Genomic DNA, 18,675 nt, shown 5'->3' on the forward strand with positions numbered 1-18,675 from the left:
CAGAAACCTTTTACTAGGAGTGCCCGCCCCATGGCCGACACCAAGCACACGCCTGCGCCACATGGAGCCACGGGCGTATTGGTGTTAGCGGACGGGACAATCATCTGGGGCCGGGGTTTCGGCGCCGAGGGCGATGCGGTGGGCGAGGTGTGCTTCAACACCGCGATGACCGGCTATCAGGAGATCATGACCGATCCGTCCTATGCGGCGCAGATCGTCACCTTCACCTTCCCCCACATCGGGAATGTCGGCGCCAATTATGAGGATGTCGAGGCGGACAATCCCTTCGCATTGGGCTGTATCGTCCGCGAGGATGTGACCCATTCGTCGAACTTCCGCGCCGTGCAGGATTTCGACCAGTGGTTGAAGGCGAACGGCCGCATCGGCCTGTCCGGCGTCGACACGCGGGCGCTGACCCGCCTGATCCGCGAGAAAGGCGCTCCGAACGGCGTCATCGCGCACGATGCCAAGGGCGCATTCGATATCGATGCCCTGAAGGAAAAGGCGCGCACCTGGCCCGGCCTCGAAGGCATGGATCTCGCCAAAGAAGTTTCCTGCCGCCAGATGTACCGCTGGTCGGGCGGCCTTTGGGCGCGGGGAGAGGGCTATGCGCCCGGCGTGGACGATGAAAGCCTGCCCCACGTCGTCGCCATCGATTACGGCTCCAAGCGCAACATCTTCCGGAATCTCGCAAATGCCGGCGCGCGCGTCACCGTGCTGCCCGCCACCGCAACTTATGAAGAAGTGATGGCGCACAAGCCCGACGGCATTTTCCTGTCGAACGGCCCGGGCGATCCCGCCGCGACCGGCGAATATGCGGTGCCGGTGATCCGGCAGCTGCTCGAAACGAAGAAGCCGCTCTTCGGCATCTGCCTTGGTCATCAACTCCTCGGCCTCGCGGTCGGCGCCAAGACCACGAAGATGCACCAAGGCCACCGCGGCGCCAATCATCCGGTCAAGCGTCTGGAGGATGGCCGCGTCGAAATCACCAGCATGAACCACGGCTTCGCGGTGGAAACCGAAACGTTGCCGGAAAATGCGCGCGCGACGCATATCTCGCTGTTCGACGGGAGCCTCGCGGGCCTGGAACTGACGGATCGCCCGGCTTTCTCGGTGCAATATCACCCGGAAGCGAGCCCGGGGCCGCAAGACAGCATCTATCTGTTCAAGAAGTTCGTTTCGCAAATTGGGGAAGGGGGCGCATGACCTCCAAGCGCAATCCCGCACGCCAGAAAATGCAGGCGGAGATCAACGCTATTCCGGCTGTTCCCCGCAAGCGCAACTGGCGGCCGCGTTTTGACATGACCTCGACCTGGGTAGCGCTCGCCATCGCTTTCGCCGCTCTCCTATATAATCTGCTCATCTGGGAATAGCACTTGCTCACGCGCACCAATATCACCCTGACGCTTTTATTGGGTTTAGCGTGCGGTGGCTGCACCAATTCGCCCCTCACCGCTGAGGAAATACGGGCTGAAAAGGAAGCGCGACTTGTGGAGATCACGACAACTTGCGGCCTTCCGCAGGGATCTCTGAAGTTGATCGGAACCGATGAATTACACATTAAACCGCCGATCGACGCCAGTTATGAGAGTGTCGATTGCCTCCTTCGGAAGGTGAAAGGGACCGACTTGGGTTTGAAAATGGGCTTCGTCGGTAACGAAGCGCCCGCAAAGCAGAGTGGACAATAAATGCCAAAGCGCACCGACATCTCCTCCATCCTCATCATCGGCGCGGGGCCGATCGTCATCGGGCAGGCGGCTGAGTTCGATTATTCGGGGACGCAGGCCGCAAAGGCGTTGCGCGAGGAAGGTTATCGCATCATCCTCGTCAATTCGAACCCGGCGACGATCATGACCGATCCGGAGCTTGCGGACGCGACCTATGTCGAACCGATCACGCCTGAATTGGTGGCAAAGATCATCGAGAAGGAACGGCCCGATGCGGTGCTCCCGACGATGGGCGGGCAGACGGCATTGAACACCGCGCTCGCGCTCTTCCGCGACGGCACGCTCGACAAATATGGCGTGAAGATGATCGGCGCCGATGCCGAGGCGATCGACAAGGCGGAAGATCGCCTGAAATTCCGCGATGCGATGGACAAGATCGGGCTCGAAAGCCCGCGCAGCCAGATCGCGCACAGCCTCGACGATGCGATGAAGGCGCTGGACGTCGTGGGCCTGCCCGCCATCATCCGCCCGTCCTTCACGCTCGGCGGCACCGGCGGCGGCATTGCGTATAACAAGGACGAATTCGTCGCCATCGTCGCCGGCGGCCTCGACGCCAGCCCGACGACCGAGGTTCTGATCGAGGAATCCGTTCTCGGCTGGAAGGAATATGAGATGGAGGTCGTCCGCGACCGCGCGGATAATGCCATCATCATCTGCTCGATCGAGAATATCGACCCCATGGGCATCCATACCGGTGACTCGATCACCGTCGCGCCCGCGCTGACGCTGACCGACAAGGAATATCAGATCATGCGCAACGCGAGCATCGCGGTGCTGCGTGAAATCGGCGTGGAAACAGGCGGTTCCAACGTCCAGTTCGCAGTGAATCCGGAGGACGGGCGCCTCGTCGTCATCGAAATGAACCCGCGCGTCAGCCGCTCCTCCGCGCTCGCGTCCAAGGCCACGGGCTTCCCGATCGCCAAGGTCGCGGCGAAACTGGCGGTGGGCTACACATTGGACGAGATCGACAACGACATTACCGGCGCGACACCCGCGAGCTTTGAGCCGACCATCGATTATGTCGTGACCAAGATCCCGCGTTTCGCCTTCGAAAAGTTCAAGGGCTCTGAAGCCCTGCTGTCCACCGCGATGAAATCGGTGGGCGAAGTGATGGCGATCGGCCGCAATATCCACGAAAGCCTGCAGAAGGCCCTGCGCGGCCTCGAAACCGGCCTCACCGGCTTTGATGGCGTCAAGGCCCTCTACGGCGCCCCGCGTGAGGAGATCGAGGCGGCGCTCGCGACGCCGTCACCCGACCGGCTGCTCGTCGCCGCCCAGGCGCTGCGCGAAGGTTTCACGGTGGACGAGGTCCACGCCATCGCCAAATATGATCCCTGGTTCCTCGAGCGGATCAAGGAAATCGTCGACGCGGAGGAAGAAGTGTGCACGAACGGCCTGCCGCGCGACGCGGAAGGGCTGCGGCGCCTCAAGGCCATGGGCTTCTCCGACAAGCGCCTCGCCGATCTCGCCATCAAGGCGGCGAACGTGGTTGGCGGCAAAATCATGGTGAAGGGCCACGGCCTCATCCACGACACGGTGAAGGCGATGACTGGCGCGACCAGCGAGGACGAGGTCCGCGCGCTTCGCCACAAGCTCGGCGTCCGCCCAGTCTTCAAGCGCATCGATACCTGTGCCGCCGAGTTCGAGGCGAAAACGCCCTATATGTATTCGACTTACGAAGCGCCGACCTTCGGCGAGCCGGAGGACGAAAGCCAGCCCACTGACGCGAAGAAGGTCGTTATTCTCGGCGGTGGCCCGAACCGGATCGGGCAGGGGATCGAGTTCGATTATTGCTGCTGCCACGCCTGCTTCGCACTCGATGATGCGGGCTATGAAACCATCATGATCAATTGCAATCCGGAGACGGTGTCGACGGATTACGACACGTCGGACCGCCTCTATTTCGAGCCGCTGACCGCCGAGGACGTTCTCGAAATCCTCCATGTCGAGCAGTCCAGGGGCACACTCCACGGCGTCATTGTCCAGTTTGGCGGCCAGACGCCGCTAAAGCTCGCCGCCGCGCTGGAAAAAGCCGGTATTCCGATTCTCGGCACCTCGCCCGACGCGATCGACCTTGCCGAGGACCGCGAACGTTTCGCCGATCTCGTCACCCGTCTTGGCCTCAAGCAGCCGCGCAACGGTATCGCCCGCAGCCGCGAAGAGGCTTTGGCCGTGGCCGAGCGGATTGGTTACCCGGTCCTAACCCGTCCATCCTACGTCCTTGGCGGCCGCGCGATGGAGATCGTCGACGGCCCGGCCCAGCTTGAGGATTATATCGTCACCGCCGTTCAGGTGTCTGGCGACAGCCCGGTCCTCATCGATCAATATCTCCGCGACGCGATCGAGGTCGACGTGGACGCGATCAGCGACGGCAGTGAAGTCGCCATTGCGGGCGTCATGCAGCATATCGAGGAAGCGGGCGTCCACAGCGGCGACAGCGCCTGCTCGCTGCCGCCCTATAGCCTCGATCAGTCCATCGTGGACGAGATCGAGCGTCAGGCGAAGGCGCTCGCCCTCGCGCTCGGCGTTAAGGGCCTGATGAACGTCCAGTTCGCGGTGAAGGACGGCGAAGTCTATCTGATCGAGGTCAATCCCCGCGCCAGCCGCACCGTGCCCTTCGTCGCCAAGGCGATCGGCACCCCGGTCGCCAAGATCGCGGCGCGGGTCATGGCGGGCGAGCCGCTGGCGAAGTTCCTGCCGCTGTCCCGCTCGATCGATCATATCGCGGTGAAGGAAGCCGTTTTCCCCTTCGCGCGCTTCCCGGGCGTCGATCCGGTCCTCTCACCGGAAATGAAGTCAACCGGCGAAGTCATGGGAATCGACAAGGATTTTGCGACGGCATTTCTCAAATCTCAGCTTGGCGGCGGCGTCGTGCTTCCGGAAAGCGGCACCCTGTTCGTGTCGGTAAAGGATAGCGACAAGACCCTGATCCTGGAGCCCGTCCGCACGCTCCTCGACCTTGGTTTCAAGGCCGTCGCGACCGCAGGCACCGCCGATTATCTTATCGGTCAGGGCCTGAACGTCGAACGCGTCAACAAGGTCGCCCAAGGCCGCCCGCATATCGTCGACAAGATCAAGGACGGCGGCATCGACCTCATTTTCAACACGACCGAAGGCTGGCAGAGCCACAAGGACAGCCAATCGATCCGGGCATCGGCCCTTATGGCAAAAGTGCCCTATTTCACGACAGCGGCGTCCAGCGCCGCTGTTGTGCAGGCTATTGCCACTTCAAAAGGCCGCAGCCTTGAAGTTCGGTCCTTGCAGGATTATTATTCCGCCTTCGACGCGTAATTTTCCGCACATTTTCTTTGTGAACAGGCGGCTGTACAAGCAGCCGCTCATTGTTATTTGAACGAAAGGCTTACCATGGCGACGGTCGACAAGATGCCGATGCTGGCGGAGGGGTATGAAAAGCTCCAGACCGAGGTGCGCCACCTGAAAATGGTCGAGCGTCCCGCCGTCATCGACGCGATCGAGGAAGCGCGGGCCCATGGTGACCTGTCCGAAAATGCCGAATATCATGCGGCGAAGGAACGTCAGGGCCAGATCGAGGCGCAGATCGCCGACATCGAAGACCGCCTGAGCCGCGCGATGGTCATCGATCCGACGACCTTGTCGGGCGACAAGGTTGTATTCGGCGCGACCGTTCATCTGCTCGACGAAAATGACAAGCCGATCAAATATCAGATCGTCGGCGAGACCGAGGCGGACGCGAAGGTCGGCCGCATCAGCTATTCATCGCCCTTGGGCCGTGCGCTCATCAGCCGCAATGTCGGCGATGAAGTCGAATTCTCCGCGCCGTCAGGCGACAAATATTACGAGATCGAGAAGATCGAGTTCATCTGATCTCGCGGCCTTCCCCGGCGAAGGCCGGGGCAAACCGACCTCAATTCGACGCGATCACCGTCTCCGTTTCGTCGAAAAGGCGCGCGATCAGTGCGGGGTCGCGGTCGTAAGGATCCTTTCGGAACGTCACGCCGTCGCCTGACACGCCGGCCGTCATATAGGTGATGTAGACAGGCACCGGCCGGTCGAGGTCGACATTATGCTCAACCTTCGGATCGCCCCCCTGCGGCATATGGCCGAATAGCCAGGTGGCGAGCCTTTCGGCATCCTCCACTCGCACGCAACCGTTGCTGATCCAGCGATTTTCCGCGTTGAATAGTGACTTGTCCGGCGTGTCGTGAAGGTAGATGCCATAATCGTTGGGCATCATGAATTTGACGCGCCCCATGGAATTCCAAGGGCCCGGACGCCGCCGGAACCGCATGGTCGTGCCATCCTTCGCGATCGTGGCCCAATCGATCGAGGCGGGATCGACTATTTCGGCCGCTTCGGTCCAATCGGACAAAATCTCATATTCGCGCTCTTCAAGGTAGGGGAGGCCATTCGCCACCACCTTCGGAGCGATCAATGTCTGGACCAGATCGGGCGGCACGTTCCAATAAGGGTTGACGCTGGCGAAGCGCATCAGGGCCGCCATCATCGGCGTCGGCGTCTCGGCGCTGCCGACGATCACCTTCATGCTGTCCCGCACCTTGCCGTCTTCATAGAGGTAGAGGCGCGCCTCGCCCGCATCGACAAGGATATAGCGGTCGCGTTCGCTGGCGCGCGGCAGCACGCGGGCACGCTCCAGATTGATGAGCAGCAGCCGCTCATAATATTCGGCGCCCTTGTTCAGCGACGCGATCGTGCCCGCACCGGCGACCCCGTCCGCCTTCAACCCATGTACGCCCTGATATTTGCGCACCGCAGCCCCCAGCGCGGCGTCGAATCTGTCCCCGGCGGGAAGACCCAGCCGCTCGCGAAGCAAAGCCACGCGGTCCCCCGTCATGCCAAGCTTAAGCGTCGGCCCTTCGTCAATCTCCACCTGCGGCAGGCCTGCCCAATCCATCCGGTAACGCATGAGGCCGCGCCGCAATTCGGTGTAGAGGGGGTGAACGGGCAGGAAGAGATCGACCGGCGCGCCGGGAACTTCCTTCAGTCCCAGATCCTTCAACAATCCATCCCGCTCCCGCATCGCAGGCGCGATTTCCGGATCGATATAGATCATGTCGATGCCCTGCTGAACGCTCGGCGGAATCTCAACCGGTTCGATCGGACGGATATCGCGCGCGGCAGCCGGCGTGGCGATGAGGGAGAGAGCAAGGGCAAGCGCGCAGTGGAACATGGTCAACGTCATAACACCCCCAACTGAACTCAGGCCGAACCGCGAAGCCCGATGCGGCCTTGCCGTCACCACATGATCGCGTAAGGACGGGGCTTGTTCCGCCATGTTGGGAGAAACCATGGGCAAGCCAGCCATCGCCGCGACCCGCATTCACGTCCTGCTGGGCAAGAACTGATGCGCCCACCGCAGGATTGGCGCAATGCGCGGGTGACCATGGCGATCGCCGCCGTGACGGCTTTGTGCTGGATACTCGCCTCGACGCTGCGGGCGGGGGACTTCATCGCGGTCTGGGGCGGCTTCATCCCCGCGCGCCTCACTTATGGCGACGAAGGCGGCATGGCCCCGGTGTGGCTAACCCCACTCACCGCGACATTGGTCCATGGCGGGCTCATCCATCTCGCCTTCAACATGCTGATCCTGGTTTTCTGCGGGCGATCGGTGGAACCCATCCTCGGCCGGTCCAGCATCGCAATCCTCTATGTCGCGGGCGCTTATGCCGCCGCCGCCGCCCAATATGCTGCGGAGTCGGGCGGAATGGTGCCGATGATCGGCGCGAGCGGCGCGATTTCCGCGATCCTTGGCGCTTATGCGATGCTGTTCGGCCGCAACCGGGTAAAGGTCGCAAATCCGACCCTCGCCCTATGGCTGAACGCATTGTGGCTGGGCGCGGCGTGGATCGGCCTGCAATTGCTCACCGCCATCACCTTCGAAACAACAGGAGACCGCATCGCCATCGCCGCCCATATCGGCGGTTTCGTCGCCGGACTGCTCCTGGCCAAGCCACTGCTGCTGTTCCGCTACCGCAAGGCGTAGGAGGCAGCCTAGATGCTGCTAGGGGCGTATGCGGACATTGCGCTCGTAGCGGCTTTGCGCAACACTTAGGCATGAACGCGACTGCTCGCCTCTTCACCCTGGTTGGTATCCTCACGACCGGAGCTTGCTCCGAGGGCGACAATAGCTGTGTAGGGCCCGATGCTGCCTGGCTAGAAGATCCGAACAGTATGCAAACCGCTCATCGCGCGGTGAATACGATCCAGTTGAACATCGATGCCGTTCCGCATTGGAATGGACAGGCGGTTAGTTGGCAGGCTTTAGCCGAGTACCTTCGCATCAGTGGAACGATGAATCCACAACCTCTCACCTTGTTTCGACCGACCGCCGAAGCGCCTTGCGCGGAGGTCGTGAGGATTCGCTTGTTGATGACGCGCGAGTTGCAATGCGCTGAGCATCTGGCCTGCGGGGAAGGCCCAGAATGGTCCAATGTGCCTGACCAGCGAGGCTTTGAAATTTAACTAATCAAATGTCCGCTATGCCTCAAAGCAGATCGGCGGCTAGTCAAGCCTCCGTGGCTTCACCCGTTGCAGGGTTGAGCAACTTGTGGAGCGGCACCACCACATATTTCATTTCGGCATCGTCGACGGTGCGCTGAGCGTTGGATCGCCAGGCATCGACCGCGCTGTCATAGTCGGAGAAAAGGCCGACGAGGTGCAAAGAGGGCAGGTCGACAAAGTCCAGTCCCTGAGGATCGCGGACGCGTCCACCGAATACCAGATGCAGCTTGCTCATGCGTCTACCCCGATCATTTGCCGATATTGGATTGCCGCTCGCCTAAGCAGGAACGCTTCCGGAGGCAAGACTTGGGTGGCCGTGCAACGTTCGCGGGCAAAGAAAAAGGGCGCCGATCGCGCGGCGCCCTTTTTTGGTTCGAAGAAACAAAGCGTCAGGCTTCGCTGGCTTTTCCGCCAACGAAAGCGCCGATCTTTTCCTTCACCACCGCATAGCCCAGTTCGTCGAGCTTTTCGCGGCCAGCATCGGTGGCGCTCTTCGCGGCCTCACGCGCCTTGTCGGTCAGCCGCGCGCCGGTGGCGCCCAGCGCCTGCACTTCACGCTGTGTCTTGGGGAGGAGGGCGGCGACAACCGCGCCAATGGCGAGGCCGCCGACCACGGCCGCCACGGGATTTGCGGAGATCGCGTCGCTCGTGCGCTGCGTCGCGCTGCTCGCCCGGCTACGCGCGCTGCTGTAGGCTGATCCCGTGCGTTCGCGGGCGGCGCGATAGGCATCGCTCGCCCGGTTGCGGGCGTTGTCCGCTGCGGAGCTGAAGCGGCCCTTCGTTTCCGAATGTTCGGTTGTGATGGTTTCGTCGTCGCGGATGCTGGTTTTCGTCATGCGGTCATTCCTTCACTATACTGGCGCCGTTCGGAAGCGGGCAGGGCCTCGGGCGCATTTTGCTCTGGATTGATGAACGTCGTTTGCTGGACGTCGGTTGCATAAGGGGCGGAAACGAGCGGGGCTTCATCCGGCGACTTGGACAGCTTCTGCGATAGCCAGCGTAAAGGGCGCCGTGCGATGGCAACAGTCAACGCCGCGCCGACGGCCGAAGCCGTCACCGGCTGACCGCGAACCGTGTCGACAACCTCGGTGGCGATGCCGCCGCCAAGATCCTTCACATTGTCCCACGCATTGCTGGCAATCGTCTGCGGCTTCATCGCCTCCTTGGCCGCGACGAAGGTCGAAGCGAGCTGCTTTTTCGCCCGTTCGGCTTCCGCCCGCGCGGCCCGGATCCGGTCAGTGGTAGCGCCGCTCATTACGCCGCCTCCCTCAATCCATCGCCAAGGGCCTCGCGCTCCTCATCGCTCCCCGATCCGATCACGGCGAGCTTACGCGCGCCCGCGCGGATCAGAAGGAAGCCGATCAGTCCCGTGACAACCAAAACGGCAACGCCCGCCAAGACGGGCCCGATAAGAGGCGCGAGTCCCATCACGATCCCGACGATCAGCCCGATAAAGCCCGCGAGGAGCAAGGCGATCCCAGCGCAGAGAAGAACGGCGCCGCTTTTCGCCTTGCCCGCGCGATGCTGGGCAATGGCCTTGGCAAGGTTGACCTCGGCCCGCGCATAGGATTTTCCATCCTCGATCAGGCGCGAAACGAGATCGCCGATGCCGTCGTCAGGCCGTTGCCCCGCGCTCGCCAATGTCAGTCTCCCTTGCGCTTGCCGCGGCCCGGATTGCCGCTTTCGCTGCTTGTGGAATTGCCGGTCGTGATCGCTTCGTCGAGACCGGCCTTCACCAGCCGCACCAACGTAAAGCCGACGACTGCGGCAACGCCGAGCGCGGCGGCCGGGCTCTTGCGGATGATGACGCGGGCATCGTCCACCAGTTCGTCGACATCCTTGTCACGAATGCTGGCGGAGAAATCGGAAACGTAACGCGACGCCTTGCGCGCATAATCGCCATATTCCGCGCCCAGCCGCTCGTCGATCGAGCGGGCCGCGTCCTCCACGATGCGGGAAAGATCGTCCAGTTTGTCGGACGCCTTTGCCTTGCCGTCCACGGCATAATTGCGCGCCTTGTCGGTCGCCTGGCTCTTCAGCGATTGGGCGCCGGAGCGGATCTGGCCCCTGATGCCGCCGCTGCTTGCCGTGCCGCCCGTGTCGTTGGTATCTGCGCTCGCGACAAAGCCGCCATTGCGGCCGCCCGTTTCAGTGCCTGTGCTACCGCCATTGGTTTCCATCGCGCCATTGACGATGTGGTCGGTGCCTTCGGGAAGTTCGTCCGGGTTGCGGGCGGGCATAACTATTACCTCCAGTAAAATTGAGTTAAATCCTGTCCACGAAGAACACCCGCGGCTTCGCCTTCGTTCCGCTGCCGGACGCGAAAGTTGCGCCGCCGGGCGCGCGCCGATAAGGCCACCCAACATCTCCAATATAGCTCATAACGAGGCCGTAACAATGACCGCCATTCTCGACGTTCACGCCCGCCAGATCCTCGACAGCCGGGGCAACCCCACCGTTGAGGTCGAAGTGATGCTGGAAGACGGCAGCATGGGCCGTGCCGCAGTGCCCTCGGGCGCCTCCACCGGCGCGCACGAAGCGGTCGAAAAGCGCGATGGCGACAAGGCCGTCTATCTCGGCAAAGGCGTCACCCAGGCGGTCGAAGCCGTTACGGGAGAAATCTTCGAAGCGATCGTCGGCATGGAGGCCGAGGAGCAGACGGAGATCGACGCCGCCCTCATCGAGCTGGACGGTACGGAGAACAAATCCCGCCTCGGCGCTAATGCGATCCTAGGCGTTAGCCTCGCGGTCGCCAAGGCTGCGGCGGAAGCCCGCGCGCTCCCGCTCTACCGCTATGTCGGCGGCGTTTCGGCGCAGCTGCTTCCCGTTCCGATGATGAACATCATCAATGGCGGCGAACATGCCGACAATCCCATCGATTTCCAGGAATTCATGGTGGTGCCCGTCGGTGCCGAGAATTTCGCCGAAGCCGTCCGCTGCGGGGCCGAAATCTTCCATACGCTGAAGAAGCGCCTGCACGATTCCGGCCACTCGACCGCGGTGGGCGACGAAGGCGGTTTCGCGCCGAACCTCGCCAACACCACCGACGCTTTGGACTTCATCATGGCCTCGATCGAGGCGGCCGGTTACAAGCCCGGCGACGACGTCATGCTCGCCCTCGATTGCGCCGCAACCGAATTCTTCAGGGACGGCGCCTATCGCATGGTGGGTGAGGGGAAGACGCTCTCGCCGGTCGAAATGGCCGATTATCTCGCCGATCTCGCCGCCCGCTACCCGATCTTTTCGATCGAGGACGGCATGGCCGAGGATGATTTTGAAGGCTGGAAGGCTTTGACCGACAAGATTGGCAACAAGGTCCAGCTCGTCGGCGACGATCTCTTCGTCACCAATCCCAAGCGCCTCGCCATGGGCATCAAGAAGGGCCTCGCCAACTCGCTGCTCGTCAAGGTCAACCAGATCGGCACCCTGTCCGAAACCCTCGAGGCCGTCACCATGGCGCAGCGCAACCGCTACACCGCCGTCATGTCCCACCGCTCGGGCGAGACGGAGGACACGACCATCGCCGACCTCGCCGTCGCCACGAATTGCGGCCAGATCAAAACCGGCAGCCTCGCCCGCTCCGACCGGCTCGCCAAGTACAACCAGCTCATCCGCATCGAGGAAGAACTGGGCATGCAGGCGGTCTACGCAGGCCGCTCCATCCTCCGCTAAAGCCGACCCTCGCCCTCCATCTAAAGCCCTCCCCCTCGATGGGGGAGGGTTGGGTGGGGGTGGTGCCTCCGGAAAAAGCGGCGCTCTACGCCGCAAATTACCGACCCAGCCTCCCCATCAAGGGACGGGTAACACGTCACCCCGGCGAAAGCCGGGGTCTCCTACCGGAAAGGCGCCCTTGTCGTCATGAGATTCCGGCTTCCGCCGGAATGACGGGGGTGGGGAGCAAGAATTCCCGCGTCCCAACCCCTGATACCCCTCGAAATCTCGATTTATTTACCATAAAGGCGGGAAAGAACTTGATTCCTCCCGCTTTTACTGATTCTGTAAATCCACGATGACGAGCACGAACAACGCAATCCTGCTGATCCGCCGCGCGCTGTTTCCGGCGCTCGCGATCCTCATCATCGCGAATTTTGCGGGCTATGCCGTGTTTGGCTCCAATGGCATCCTCCAATATGGCGATTATCGCCGCATGGCCGGGGAGCGCTCCATCGAGCTTGCCAAGCTTGAACAGGAACGCGACCGCCTCGCTCACCGCGCCACCTTGCTCGATCCGCGCAAGGCCGACCCTGACCTCGCCGAAGAAATGGTCCGCAGCGAACTCGGCCTCGTCCGCCCGGACGAAGTGGTCATCCCGATCGCGCAATAAGCGTCGGAACTTTCCTACATGCCCGGTTTTAGGGCATAAGCATTTTCAATCGAAATTGATGGTGTGAAGGGCGTTGCGAAAATCATCGCCACGGCATCAATTTCATCAACTTCGCCTCGAAGGGCTGGGAAAGGCCAGCCGGCTCTAGCGTCGGCTTGCACTGCCCATCCTTTGGGGCCATAGAGCCGCCTTCATTCGACGAACCGTCAGGAAAGACCCAGCGTGGCCAAGACCCCAACCACGAAAAGCGGCGCCGGAGACGCTCCGGCAGCGCAGCAGATTTCCAACCGCGAGCGCCCGGCCGAGCCGCAGCGTTACGAGGCCTCGAAAGAGGAGATGCTGGAATATTACCGGCAGATGCTCCTCATCCGCCGCTTCGAAGAGAAGGCCGGTCAGCTTTACGGCCTCGGCCTCATCGGCGGCTTCTGCCACCTCTATATCGGCCAGGAAGCGGTCGCTGTCGGCCTTCAGTCGGCGCTCGATTCCAAGACGGATTCGGTGATCACCGGCTATCGCGACCACGGCCACATGCTCGCTTACGGCATCGATCCCAATGTCATCATGGCCGAACTCACCGGCCGCGCCGCCGGCATTTCGAAGGGTAAGGGCGGCTCGATGCACATGTTCAGCGTCGAGCATAAATTCTACGGCGGCCACGGCATCGTCGGCGCGCAGGTCTCGCTCGGCACCGGCCTCGCCTTCAAGCACAAATACAGCAATGACGGCGGCGTCTGCATGGCCTATTTCGGCGACGGCGCCGCGAACCAGGGCCAGGTCTATGAAAGCTTCAACATGGCCGAGCTGTGGAAGCTCCCGATCATCTATGTGATCGAGAACAACCAATATGCCATGGGCACCAGCGTCAATCGCGCGTCTTCCGAAGACCAGCTCTACAAGCGCGGCGAAAGCTTCCGCATCCCGGGCATCCAGGTCGATGGCATGGATGTGCTCGCGGTGCGCGGTGCGGCTGAAGAGGCGCTGGCCTGGGTCCGCGCGGGCAAGGGCCCGATCCTGCTGGAACTCAAGACCTATCGCTATCGCGGCCATTCCATGTCGGATCCGGCCAAATATCGCTCGCGCGACGAAGTGCAGGCGGTGCGCGACAAGTCCGATCCCATCGAAGCGATCAAGCGCGAGCTCGAAGCCGCCGGCGTCAAGGCCGACGAGATCAAGACGATCGACAACGAGATCAAGCGCATCGTCGCTGAATCGGCGGACTTCGCCGAACAGTCGCCGGAACCCGATCTTTCCGAACTCTACACCGACGCCCTGGTGGAAAAATACTGATGGCCATCGAACTCAAAATGCCCGCCCTTTCCCCCACGATGGAGGAAGGCACGCTCGCCAAATGGCTCGTGAAGGAAGGCGACGAAGTGAAGTCTGGCGACATTCTCGCCGAGATCGAAACCGACAAGGCTACGATGGAGTTCGAGGCCGTGGACGAAGGCACGATCGCCAAGATCCTGGTCGCCGAAGGCACGGACGGCGTGAAGGTCGGCACTGTCATCGCGATGATCGCGGGCGAGGGGGAGGATGCCTCCTCCGTCCAGGCTCCCGCCGCCAAGGCGCCCGTCGAACAGCCGTCGGATCAGAAGACTGAAGTCGGTTCGGAAGCCGAGCAGGCCAAGCCGCAGCTCGAAACCGGTGCCACGCAGCTGACCGCGCCCGCGTCGCGCCAGGCTGCTGACCCGGACGTGCCGGAAGGCACCGAAATGGTCCGCACCACGGTCCGCGAAGCGCTGCGCGACGCGATGGCAGAGGAAATGCGCGCCGACGACCGCGTCTTCGTGATGGGCGAGGAAGTCGCGCAATATCAGGGTGCCTATAAGGTCACCCAGGGCCTGCTTGACGAGTTTGGCGACCGCCGCGTCATCGACACGCCGATCACCGAATATGGCTTTGCCGGCATCGGCAGCGGCGCCGCCATGGGCGGTTTGAAGCCCATCGTCGAATTCATGACGTTCAACTTCGCCATGCAGGCGATCGACCACATCATCAATTCGGCGGCCAAGACGAATTACATGTCTGGCGGCCAGATGCGCTGCCCGATCGTGTTCCGTGGCCCGAACGGCGCCGCGGCCCGTGTCGGCGCGCAGCACAGCCAGAATTTCGGGCCCTGGTATGCGAGCGTTCCCGGCCTCATCGTTATCGCGCCCTACACGGCGGCGGATGCGAAAGGCTTGCTGAAGGCCGCGATCCGCAGCGAAGACCCCGTCGTTTTCCTCGAAAACGAATTGATGTACGGCCAGAGCTTCGACGTGCCGAAGGTCGACGATTACGTCCTCCCCATCGGCAAGGCCCGCATCGCCCGCGAAGGCAAGGACGTCACCCTCGTCAGCTACTCGATCGGCGTCGGCGTCGCGCTTGATGCCGCCGAAAAGCTTTCGGCCGAGGGCATCGAAGCTGAAGTCGTCGATCTGCGCACTCTTCGCCCGCTCGACACCGAGACGGTGCTGAAGAGCCTCGCCAAGACCAACCGCATGGTCGTGGTTGAGGAAGGCTGGCCGGTTTGCTCGATCGCGTCGGAAATCATGGCCGTCGCCATGGAGCAGGGCTTTGACGACCTCGACGCCCCGGTCCTTCGCGTCACCAACGAAGACGTGCCGCTCCCTTATGCCGCGAACCTCGAAAAGGCCGCGCTCATCAAGGTGGACGACGTCGTCGCGGCGGCGAAGAAGGTCACCTATCGGTGATTATAGCCCCTCCCCTCGATGGGGAGGGGTTGGGGAGGGGTGATGCTCGACGTAGAGCACAACCGATCCCCAGCATCACCCCCACCCAACCCTCCCCCATCAAGGGGGAGGGCTAGTGTTGGACCCCGACCGCACCCTGGCTCTGGCTTACGTCCCGGTCCGCCACCGCGAGGCGGTCCGTGCGCTTTGGACCTTGGACTCCGCCCTCGGGGCAGCCCTCACCTCGGGCCGCGAACCCGCCATCCGTCAGATTAAGCTGGTCTGGTGGCGGGAGGCCTTGGAGCGGCTCGACACCACCCCAGCGCCCGCCGAGCCGGTCCTCCAGGCCCTCGAAGCCCATATCCTGCCCCTCGCCATCACCGGCGCCGACTTGGCCGGGCTGGAGGAAGGCTGGCGGGCTCTCCTCGCCGACCGCCTCGATGCCGCTGGCCTCCAGCTCTATGCCGCCAATCGTGGCGCCCGGCTCTTCCGTCTCACCACCCACATCCTCGGCGGACCTGAACCTGAACCCCGCCTCGGCGAAGGCTGGGCCCTTTCCGATCTTGCCCGTAACCTCAGCGACAGCGGCGAACGCAACGCCGCGCTGACCGCCGCCTGCGAGCGTCTTCATCATTACGGCGCAGGCCCACGCCCGCTCACCATGCTCGCCAAGCTCGCCCGTCACGATGCGAGCGGTGGCCTGCCTTTCGAAGCGCAAGGCTCGCCACGCCGCATGGCCGCGATGCTGGTTCACCGCCTCACCGGCCGCTGATCTTGGAATGATGGAAATCTTCCTCTAACCTCATCGGTAAGGGAGAGGAAAAATGGGACGTTTTCTTGCAGGTGTCGGCTCGGCCTTGCTGCTTGTGCTGGCCGGTTTCTTCATCTGGAAAAGCCAGGCTGAAAGCGAAAACCCAGTTCCGTCCGCGCCGCAACCGCGCGCCGCCGTACCGCTCCTCGACACGATGGTCGAACCGCCTTCCGCGCCGGAAAAGAGCCGTGAGGAAAAGCGCTTCGCTCGGTACGACAAGGATAAGAACGGCACGATCACCCGTGCCGAAATGCTCGAAACGCGCCGCAAGCCCTTCCAGAAGCTCGACAAGAATGGCGACGGCAAATTGTCGTTTGAAGAATGGGCGGTCGCGACGTCCGACAAGTTCGCCAAGGCCGACGTCAATCGCGACGGCACTCTCAACGCGGCGGAATTCCTGACCACCAAGCCGAAACCGGCCAAAAAGAAGAAGTGCGCCTGCTAACCGACACTCGTCATTGCGGGGAGTAAAGCGACGAAGCAATCCACCTCGTCGCCAGTCTTGATGCTTCTGGATTGCTTCGCGTCTTGCAATGACGGGGAATGACTTACAGGCGCTCGTCCTTCCACGCCCAAAGCAGGCCGCCCCTTACATGATCGAGAAAATAGGGGTCCGAATAGCTTTCGCTCGTATGCCCGAGCGCGGTGTAAAATATCCGGCCGCTACCCTGCGTTCGGGTCCAGGATATCGGCCAGGGCGCTCCCGCCTCGCCGATCGAAGCAGCGTCGAGCGTAACGAGCAGCCGTGCCTTCGGATCGAGCGCCCTAATCCGGTACCATTCGTCCGCGCGGCTATGAGATGTGGGCAGGCCGCGGGTCGCCAGATGGCTGGCATCCAGCACATTGAGCTTGCCCACCGGCGTTTCCGGAGGGTGCCGCTCAAACTGCCCGCCAACGAGCGAGCCGTACCAAGGCGAATGGTAATGGGAGTCGGACGCCGCATGGATCGCGACAATCCCGCCGCCCTTGCGCACGAAGCGCTGCAAGGCCTCGGCACGCTTGCCGGTCAACCATTCGCTCCCCGGATCCTTGGGGTCGGTCGTGCTGCTCAAAAGGACAATTGCGTCGAACCCTTCAAGGCTCTTGGGCGTGAACACGTCGGGTGATTCCGTTGCCACCGCGCTGCCGCCCTGTTCGCGCATCATGCGGGAAAGAGCCGGGACCGCCGCCGCGATCGAATCGTGGCGAAAGCCAGTCGTGTGGCTGAAGATCAGCACCTGCTTCGCTTCACGCTGCGGCCGCGCTTCACTTGGTGCACACAGAGCGAGAATGGCCAGCAACGGCGTCAGGAGGATCGCGCTCAAACGTGTCATATCGCCTCCCGCCAAGCCGCAAATGCCTCACGCGCCCGCGACGTGTACATCTGCTTTCGATCCGCCTTCTTCGTCTTTCCCGCGATCGGCGGGAAGAGCCCGAAATTGACGTTCATCGGCTGATAGCTGTCCGCCTCCGCGCCCCCGGTAATATGGCCGAGGAGGGCGCCAAAAGCGGTTTCCACGGGCGGGAGAGGGAGGGTTGAGCCCGAAAGCTCCGCCGCAGTAAAGCGTCCGGCAAGAAGTCCAACGGCAGCGGATTCCACATAGCCCTCACAACCGGTAATTTGCCCGGCGAAGCGAACGTGGGGGCGGGATTTCAGGCGCAGAGTCTCATCGAGCAGCTGCGGCGAATTGATGAAGGTGTTGCGGTGAAGCCCGCCCAATCGCGCAAACTCGGCATTCTCAAGGCCTGGGATCGTGCGGAACAGCCGCACCTGCTCGGCATATTTCAATTTGGTCTGGAAGCCGACCATATTCCACAGCGTGCCAAGCGCATTGTCCTGGCGCAGCTGCACCACGGCATAGGGCCAGCGGCTGGTGCGCGGATCGTCGAGGCCGACGGGCTTCATTGGGCCGTGGCGAAGGGTTTCGATGCCGCGCTCGGCCATCACCTCGATCGGCATGCAGCCCTCGAAATAGGGCGTGTCCCTTTCCCACTCGCGAAATTCGGTTTTCTCGCCGTCGATCAGGCCCTGGACGAAGGCGATATACTGATCCTTGTCCATCGGGCAGTTGATATAGTCCTTCCCTTCACCCTTGTTCCAGCGGGACTGGAACCAGCAAATGTCCATGTCGATCGTATCCTTGTGCACGATCGGGGCGATGGCATCGAAGAAGGCGAGGGCGTCGCTGCCCGTCGCGCCGCCAATGGATTCGGCGAGCTTTGCGGCGGTGAGCGGGCCGGTGGCGATAATGACCGGCGTCATAGTGTCGGCGGGGAGGGCGTCCACGCGTTCGCGGACCAGCTCGACATTCGAATGGTTTGCGACCTTGTCCGTTACTGCGGCCGCGAAACCGTCGCGGTCCACGGCCAGCGCAGAACCTGCGGGCACCTTGTGCTGATCCGCGCAGGCCATGATGATCGAGCCGAGCTGCCGCATTTCGGCGTGGAGCAGGCCGACCGCATTGTTCTCCGCATCGTCGGAGCGGAAGCTATTCGAGCAGACGAGTTCGGCGAGGCTGTCCGTGTGATGGGCGGGCGTCGCTTCCACGCCCCGCATTTCGGACAGGCGCACCTTCACGCCCTTTTCCGCCAATTGCCACGCCGCTTCCGATCCGGCGAGCCCGCCGCCGATGATATGCACCTGATGAGACATAGACCTGC

General features: G+C 62.5%; 21 protein-coding genes. 13 read left to right on the forward strand and 8 right to left on the reverse strand.

Annotated elements, in window-relative coordinates; translation table 11 throughout:
- Nucleotides 1-30: 30 nt before the first annotated feature.
- From carA to greA, 5 genes are all read left to right on the forward strand, one after another.
- Nucleotides 31-1,206, forward strand: coding sequence for a glutamine-hydrolyzing carbamoyl-phosphate synthase small subunit (gene carA, locus C7I56_RS04310; protein ID WP_106639265.1), 1,176 nt, complete (start codon nt 31-33; stop codon nt 1,204-1,206).
- Entirely contained in the window at nt 1,203-1,373 is a 171-nt protein-coding gene (locus tag C7I56_RS12265) for a hypothetical protein (protein WP_158702993.1), read from the forward strand. The genes carA and C7I56_RS12265 overlap by 4 nt, the downstream gene beginning before the upstream one ends.
- A gap of 3 nt (nt 1,374-1,376) precedes the next feature.
- Nucleotides 1,377-1,688 carry a hypothetical protein gene (locus C7I56_RS04315; protein WP_106639266.1) on the forward strand — a complete coding sequence of 104 codons (312 nt, stop codon included), beginning with the start codon at nt 1,377-1,379 and terminating at the stop codon, nt 1,686-1,688.
- Nucleotides 1,689-5,018, forward strand: coding sequence for a carbamoyl-phosphate synthase large subunit (gene carB / locus C7I56_RS04320; RefSeq protein WP_106639267.1), 3,330 nt, complete (start codon nt 1,689-1,691; stop codon nt 5,016-5,018). It begins immediately after the preceding gene.
- A gap of 75 nt (nt 5,019-5,093) precedes the next feature.
- Nucleotides 5,094-5,573: a transcription elongation factor GreA gene (gene greA, locus C7I56_RS04325; RefSeq protein ID WP_106639268.1), complete on the forward strand. Its 480-nt coding sequence runs from the start codon at nt 5,094-5,096 to the stop codon at nt 5,571-5,573.
- A gap of 40 nt (nt 5,574-5,613) precedes the next feature.
- Here the strand turns inward: greA and C7I56_RS04330 are convergent, their stop codons facing one another.
- Nucleotides 5,614-6,909: a L,D-transpeptidase family protein gene (locus C7I56_RS04330; RefSeq protein ID WP_158702994.1), complete on the reverse strand. Its 1,296-nt coding sequence runs from the start codon at nt 6,907-6,909 to the stop codon at nt 5,614-5,616.
- Between the two features lie 162 nt (nt 6,910-7,071).
- Here C7I56_RS04330 and C7I56_RS04335 point away from each other — a divergent pair, with 162 nt between their 5' ends.
- The gene (locus tag C7I56_RS04335; RefSeq protein WP_106639270.1) at nt 7,072-7,710 is read left to right on the forward strand and encodes a rhomboid family intramembrane serine protease; all 639 of its coding nucleotides are present in this window, start codon (nt 7,072-7,074) and stop codon (nt 7,708-7,710) included.
- Nucleotides 7,711-7,781: 71 nt separating this feature from the next.
- On the forward strand, nt 7,782-8,189 hold the full coding sequence (locus C7I56_RS04340; RefSeq protein WP_106639271.1) for an ExbD/TolR family protein: 408 nt from the start codon (nt 7,782-7,784) through the stop codon (nt 8,187-8,189).
- Between the two features lie 43 nt (nt 8,190-8,232).
- Here the strand turns inward: C7I56_RS04340 and C7I56_RS04345 are convergent, their stop codons facing one another.
- The 5 genes from C7I56_RS04345 to C7I56_RS04365 all read right to left on the reverse strand — a co-directional run bounded on the left by C7I56_RS04345 (nt 8,233) and on the right by C7I56_RS04365 (nt 10,468).
- On the reverse strand, nt 8,233-8,463 hold the full coding sequence (locus C7I56_RS04345; protein WP_106639272.1) for a DUF4170 domain-containing protein: 231 nt from the start codon (nt 8,461-8,463) through the stop codon (nt 8,233-8,235).
- Between the two features lie 154 nt (nt 8,464-8,617).
- Nucleotides 8,618-9,064 (reverse strand): hypothetical protein, encoded by a 447-nt coding sequence (locus tag C7I56_RS04350; RefSeq protein ID WP_106639273.1) that lies wholly within the window; start codon nt 9,062-9,064, stop codon nt 8,618-8,620.
- The gene (locus C7I56_RS04355) at nt 9,061-9,483 is read right to left on the reverse strand and encodes a hypothetical protein (RefSeq protein WP_106639274.1); all 423 of its coding nucleotides are present in this window, start codon (nt 9,481-9,483) and stop codon (nt 9,061-9,063) included. Before C7I56_RS04355 ends, C7I56_RS04350 begins: the two co-directional genes overlap by 4 nt.
- Nucleotides 9,483-9,869 carry a phage holin family protein gene (locus tag C7I56_RS04360; RefSeq protein ID WP_158702995.1) on the reverse strand — a complete coding sequence of 129 codons (387 nt, stop codon included), beginning with the start codon at nt 9,867-9,869 and terminating at the stop codon, nt 9,483-9,485. The genes C7I56_RS04355 and C7I56_RS04360 overlap by 1 nt, the downstream gene beginning before the upstream one ends.
- A 2-nt stretch (nt 9,870-9,871) precedes the next feature.
- Entirely contained in the window at nt 9,872-10,468 is a 597-nt protein-coding gene (locus C7I56_RS04365) for a hypothetical protein (protein WP_106639276.1), read from the reverse strand.
- Nucleotides 10,469-10,625: 157 nt separating this feature from the next.
- Between C7I56_RS04365 and eno the strand changes: the two genes are divergently transcribed.
- The 6 genes from eno to C7I56_RS04395 all read left to right on the forward strand — a co-directional run bounded on the left by eno (nt 10,626) and on the right by C7I56_RS04395 (nt 16,480).
- Nucleotides 10,626-11,900 (forward strand): phosphopyruvate hydratase, encoded by a 1,275-nt coding sequence (gene eno / locus C7I56_RS04370; protein ID WP_106639277.1) that lies wholly within the window; start codon nt 10,626-10,628, stop codon nt 11,898-11,900.
- 337 nt (nt 11,901-12,237) lie between these two features.
- Nucleotides 12,238-12,552 carry an FtsB family cell division protein gene (locus C7I56_RS04375; protein ID WP_106639278.1) on the forward strand — a complete coding sequence of 105 codons (315 nt, stop codon included), beginning with the start codon at nt 12,238-12,240 and terminating at the stop codon, nt 12,550-12,552.
- A gap of 336 nt (nt 12,553-12,888) precedes the next feature.
- Nucleotides 12,889-13,839, forward strand: a complete 951-nt coding sequence (pdhA, locus tag C7I56_RS04380) for a pyruvate dehydrogenase (acetyl-transferring) E1 component subunit alpha (protein WP_106639636.1) — start codon at nt 12,889-12,891, stop codon at nt 13,837-13,839.
- Complete coding sequence (locus tag C7I56_RS04385) at nt 13,839-15,245, forward strand: pyruvate dehydrogenase complex E1 component subunit beta (protein WP_106639279.1); 1,407 nt, start codon at nt 13,839-13,841, stop codon at nt 15,243-15,245. Before pdhA ends, C7I56_RS04385 begins: the two co-directional genes overlap by 1 nt.
- Before the next feature lie 115 nt (nt 15,246-15,360).
- Nucleotides 15,361-15,996, forward strand: a complete 636-nt coding sequence (locus tag C7I56_RS04390) for a squalene/phytoene synthase family protein (protein WP_106639280.1) — start codon at nt 15,361-15,363, stop codon at nt 15,994-15,996.
- A gap of 52 nt (nt 15,997-16,048) precedes the next feature.
- Nucleotides 16,049-16,480 (forward strand): EF-hand domain-containing protein, encoded by a 432-nt coding sequence (locus C7I56_RS04395; RefSeq protein WP_106639281.1) that lies wholly within the window; start codon nt 16,049-16,051, stop codon nt 16,478-16,480.
- A 103-nt stretch (nt 16,481-16,583) separates the two neighbouring features.
- On the opposite strand, the gene C7I56_RS04400 is transcribed toward C7I56_RS04395, so the two are convergent.
- Both C7I56_RS04400 and trmFO read right to left on the reverse strand, forming a co-directional pair.
- Entirely contained in the window at nt 16,584-17,348 is a 765-nt protein-coding gene (locus C7I56_RS04400; protein WP_106639282.1) for a ThuA domain-containing protein, read from the reverse strand.
- Nucleotides 17,345-18,667 (reverse strand): methylenetetrahydrofolate--tRNA-(uracil(54)-C(5))-methyltransferase (FADH(2)-oxidizing) TrmFO, encoded by a 1,323-nt coding sequence (gene trmFO, locus C7I56_RS04405; protein WP_106639283.1) that lies wholly within the window; start codon nt 18,665-18,667, stop codon nt 17,345-17,347. The genes C7I56_RS04400 and trmFO overlap by 4 nt, the downstream gene beginning before the upstream one ends.
- Nucleotides 18,668-18,675 lie beyond the last annotated feature (8 nt).

Source organism: Allosphingosinicella vermicomposti (genome assembly GCF_003012815.1).
GTDB classification, from domain to species: domain Bacteria; phylum Pseudomonadota; class Alphaproteobacteria; order Sphingomonadales; family Sphingomonadaceae; genus Allosphingosinicella; species Allosphingosinicella vermicomposti.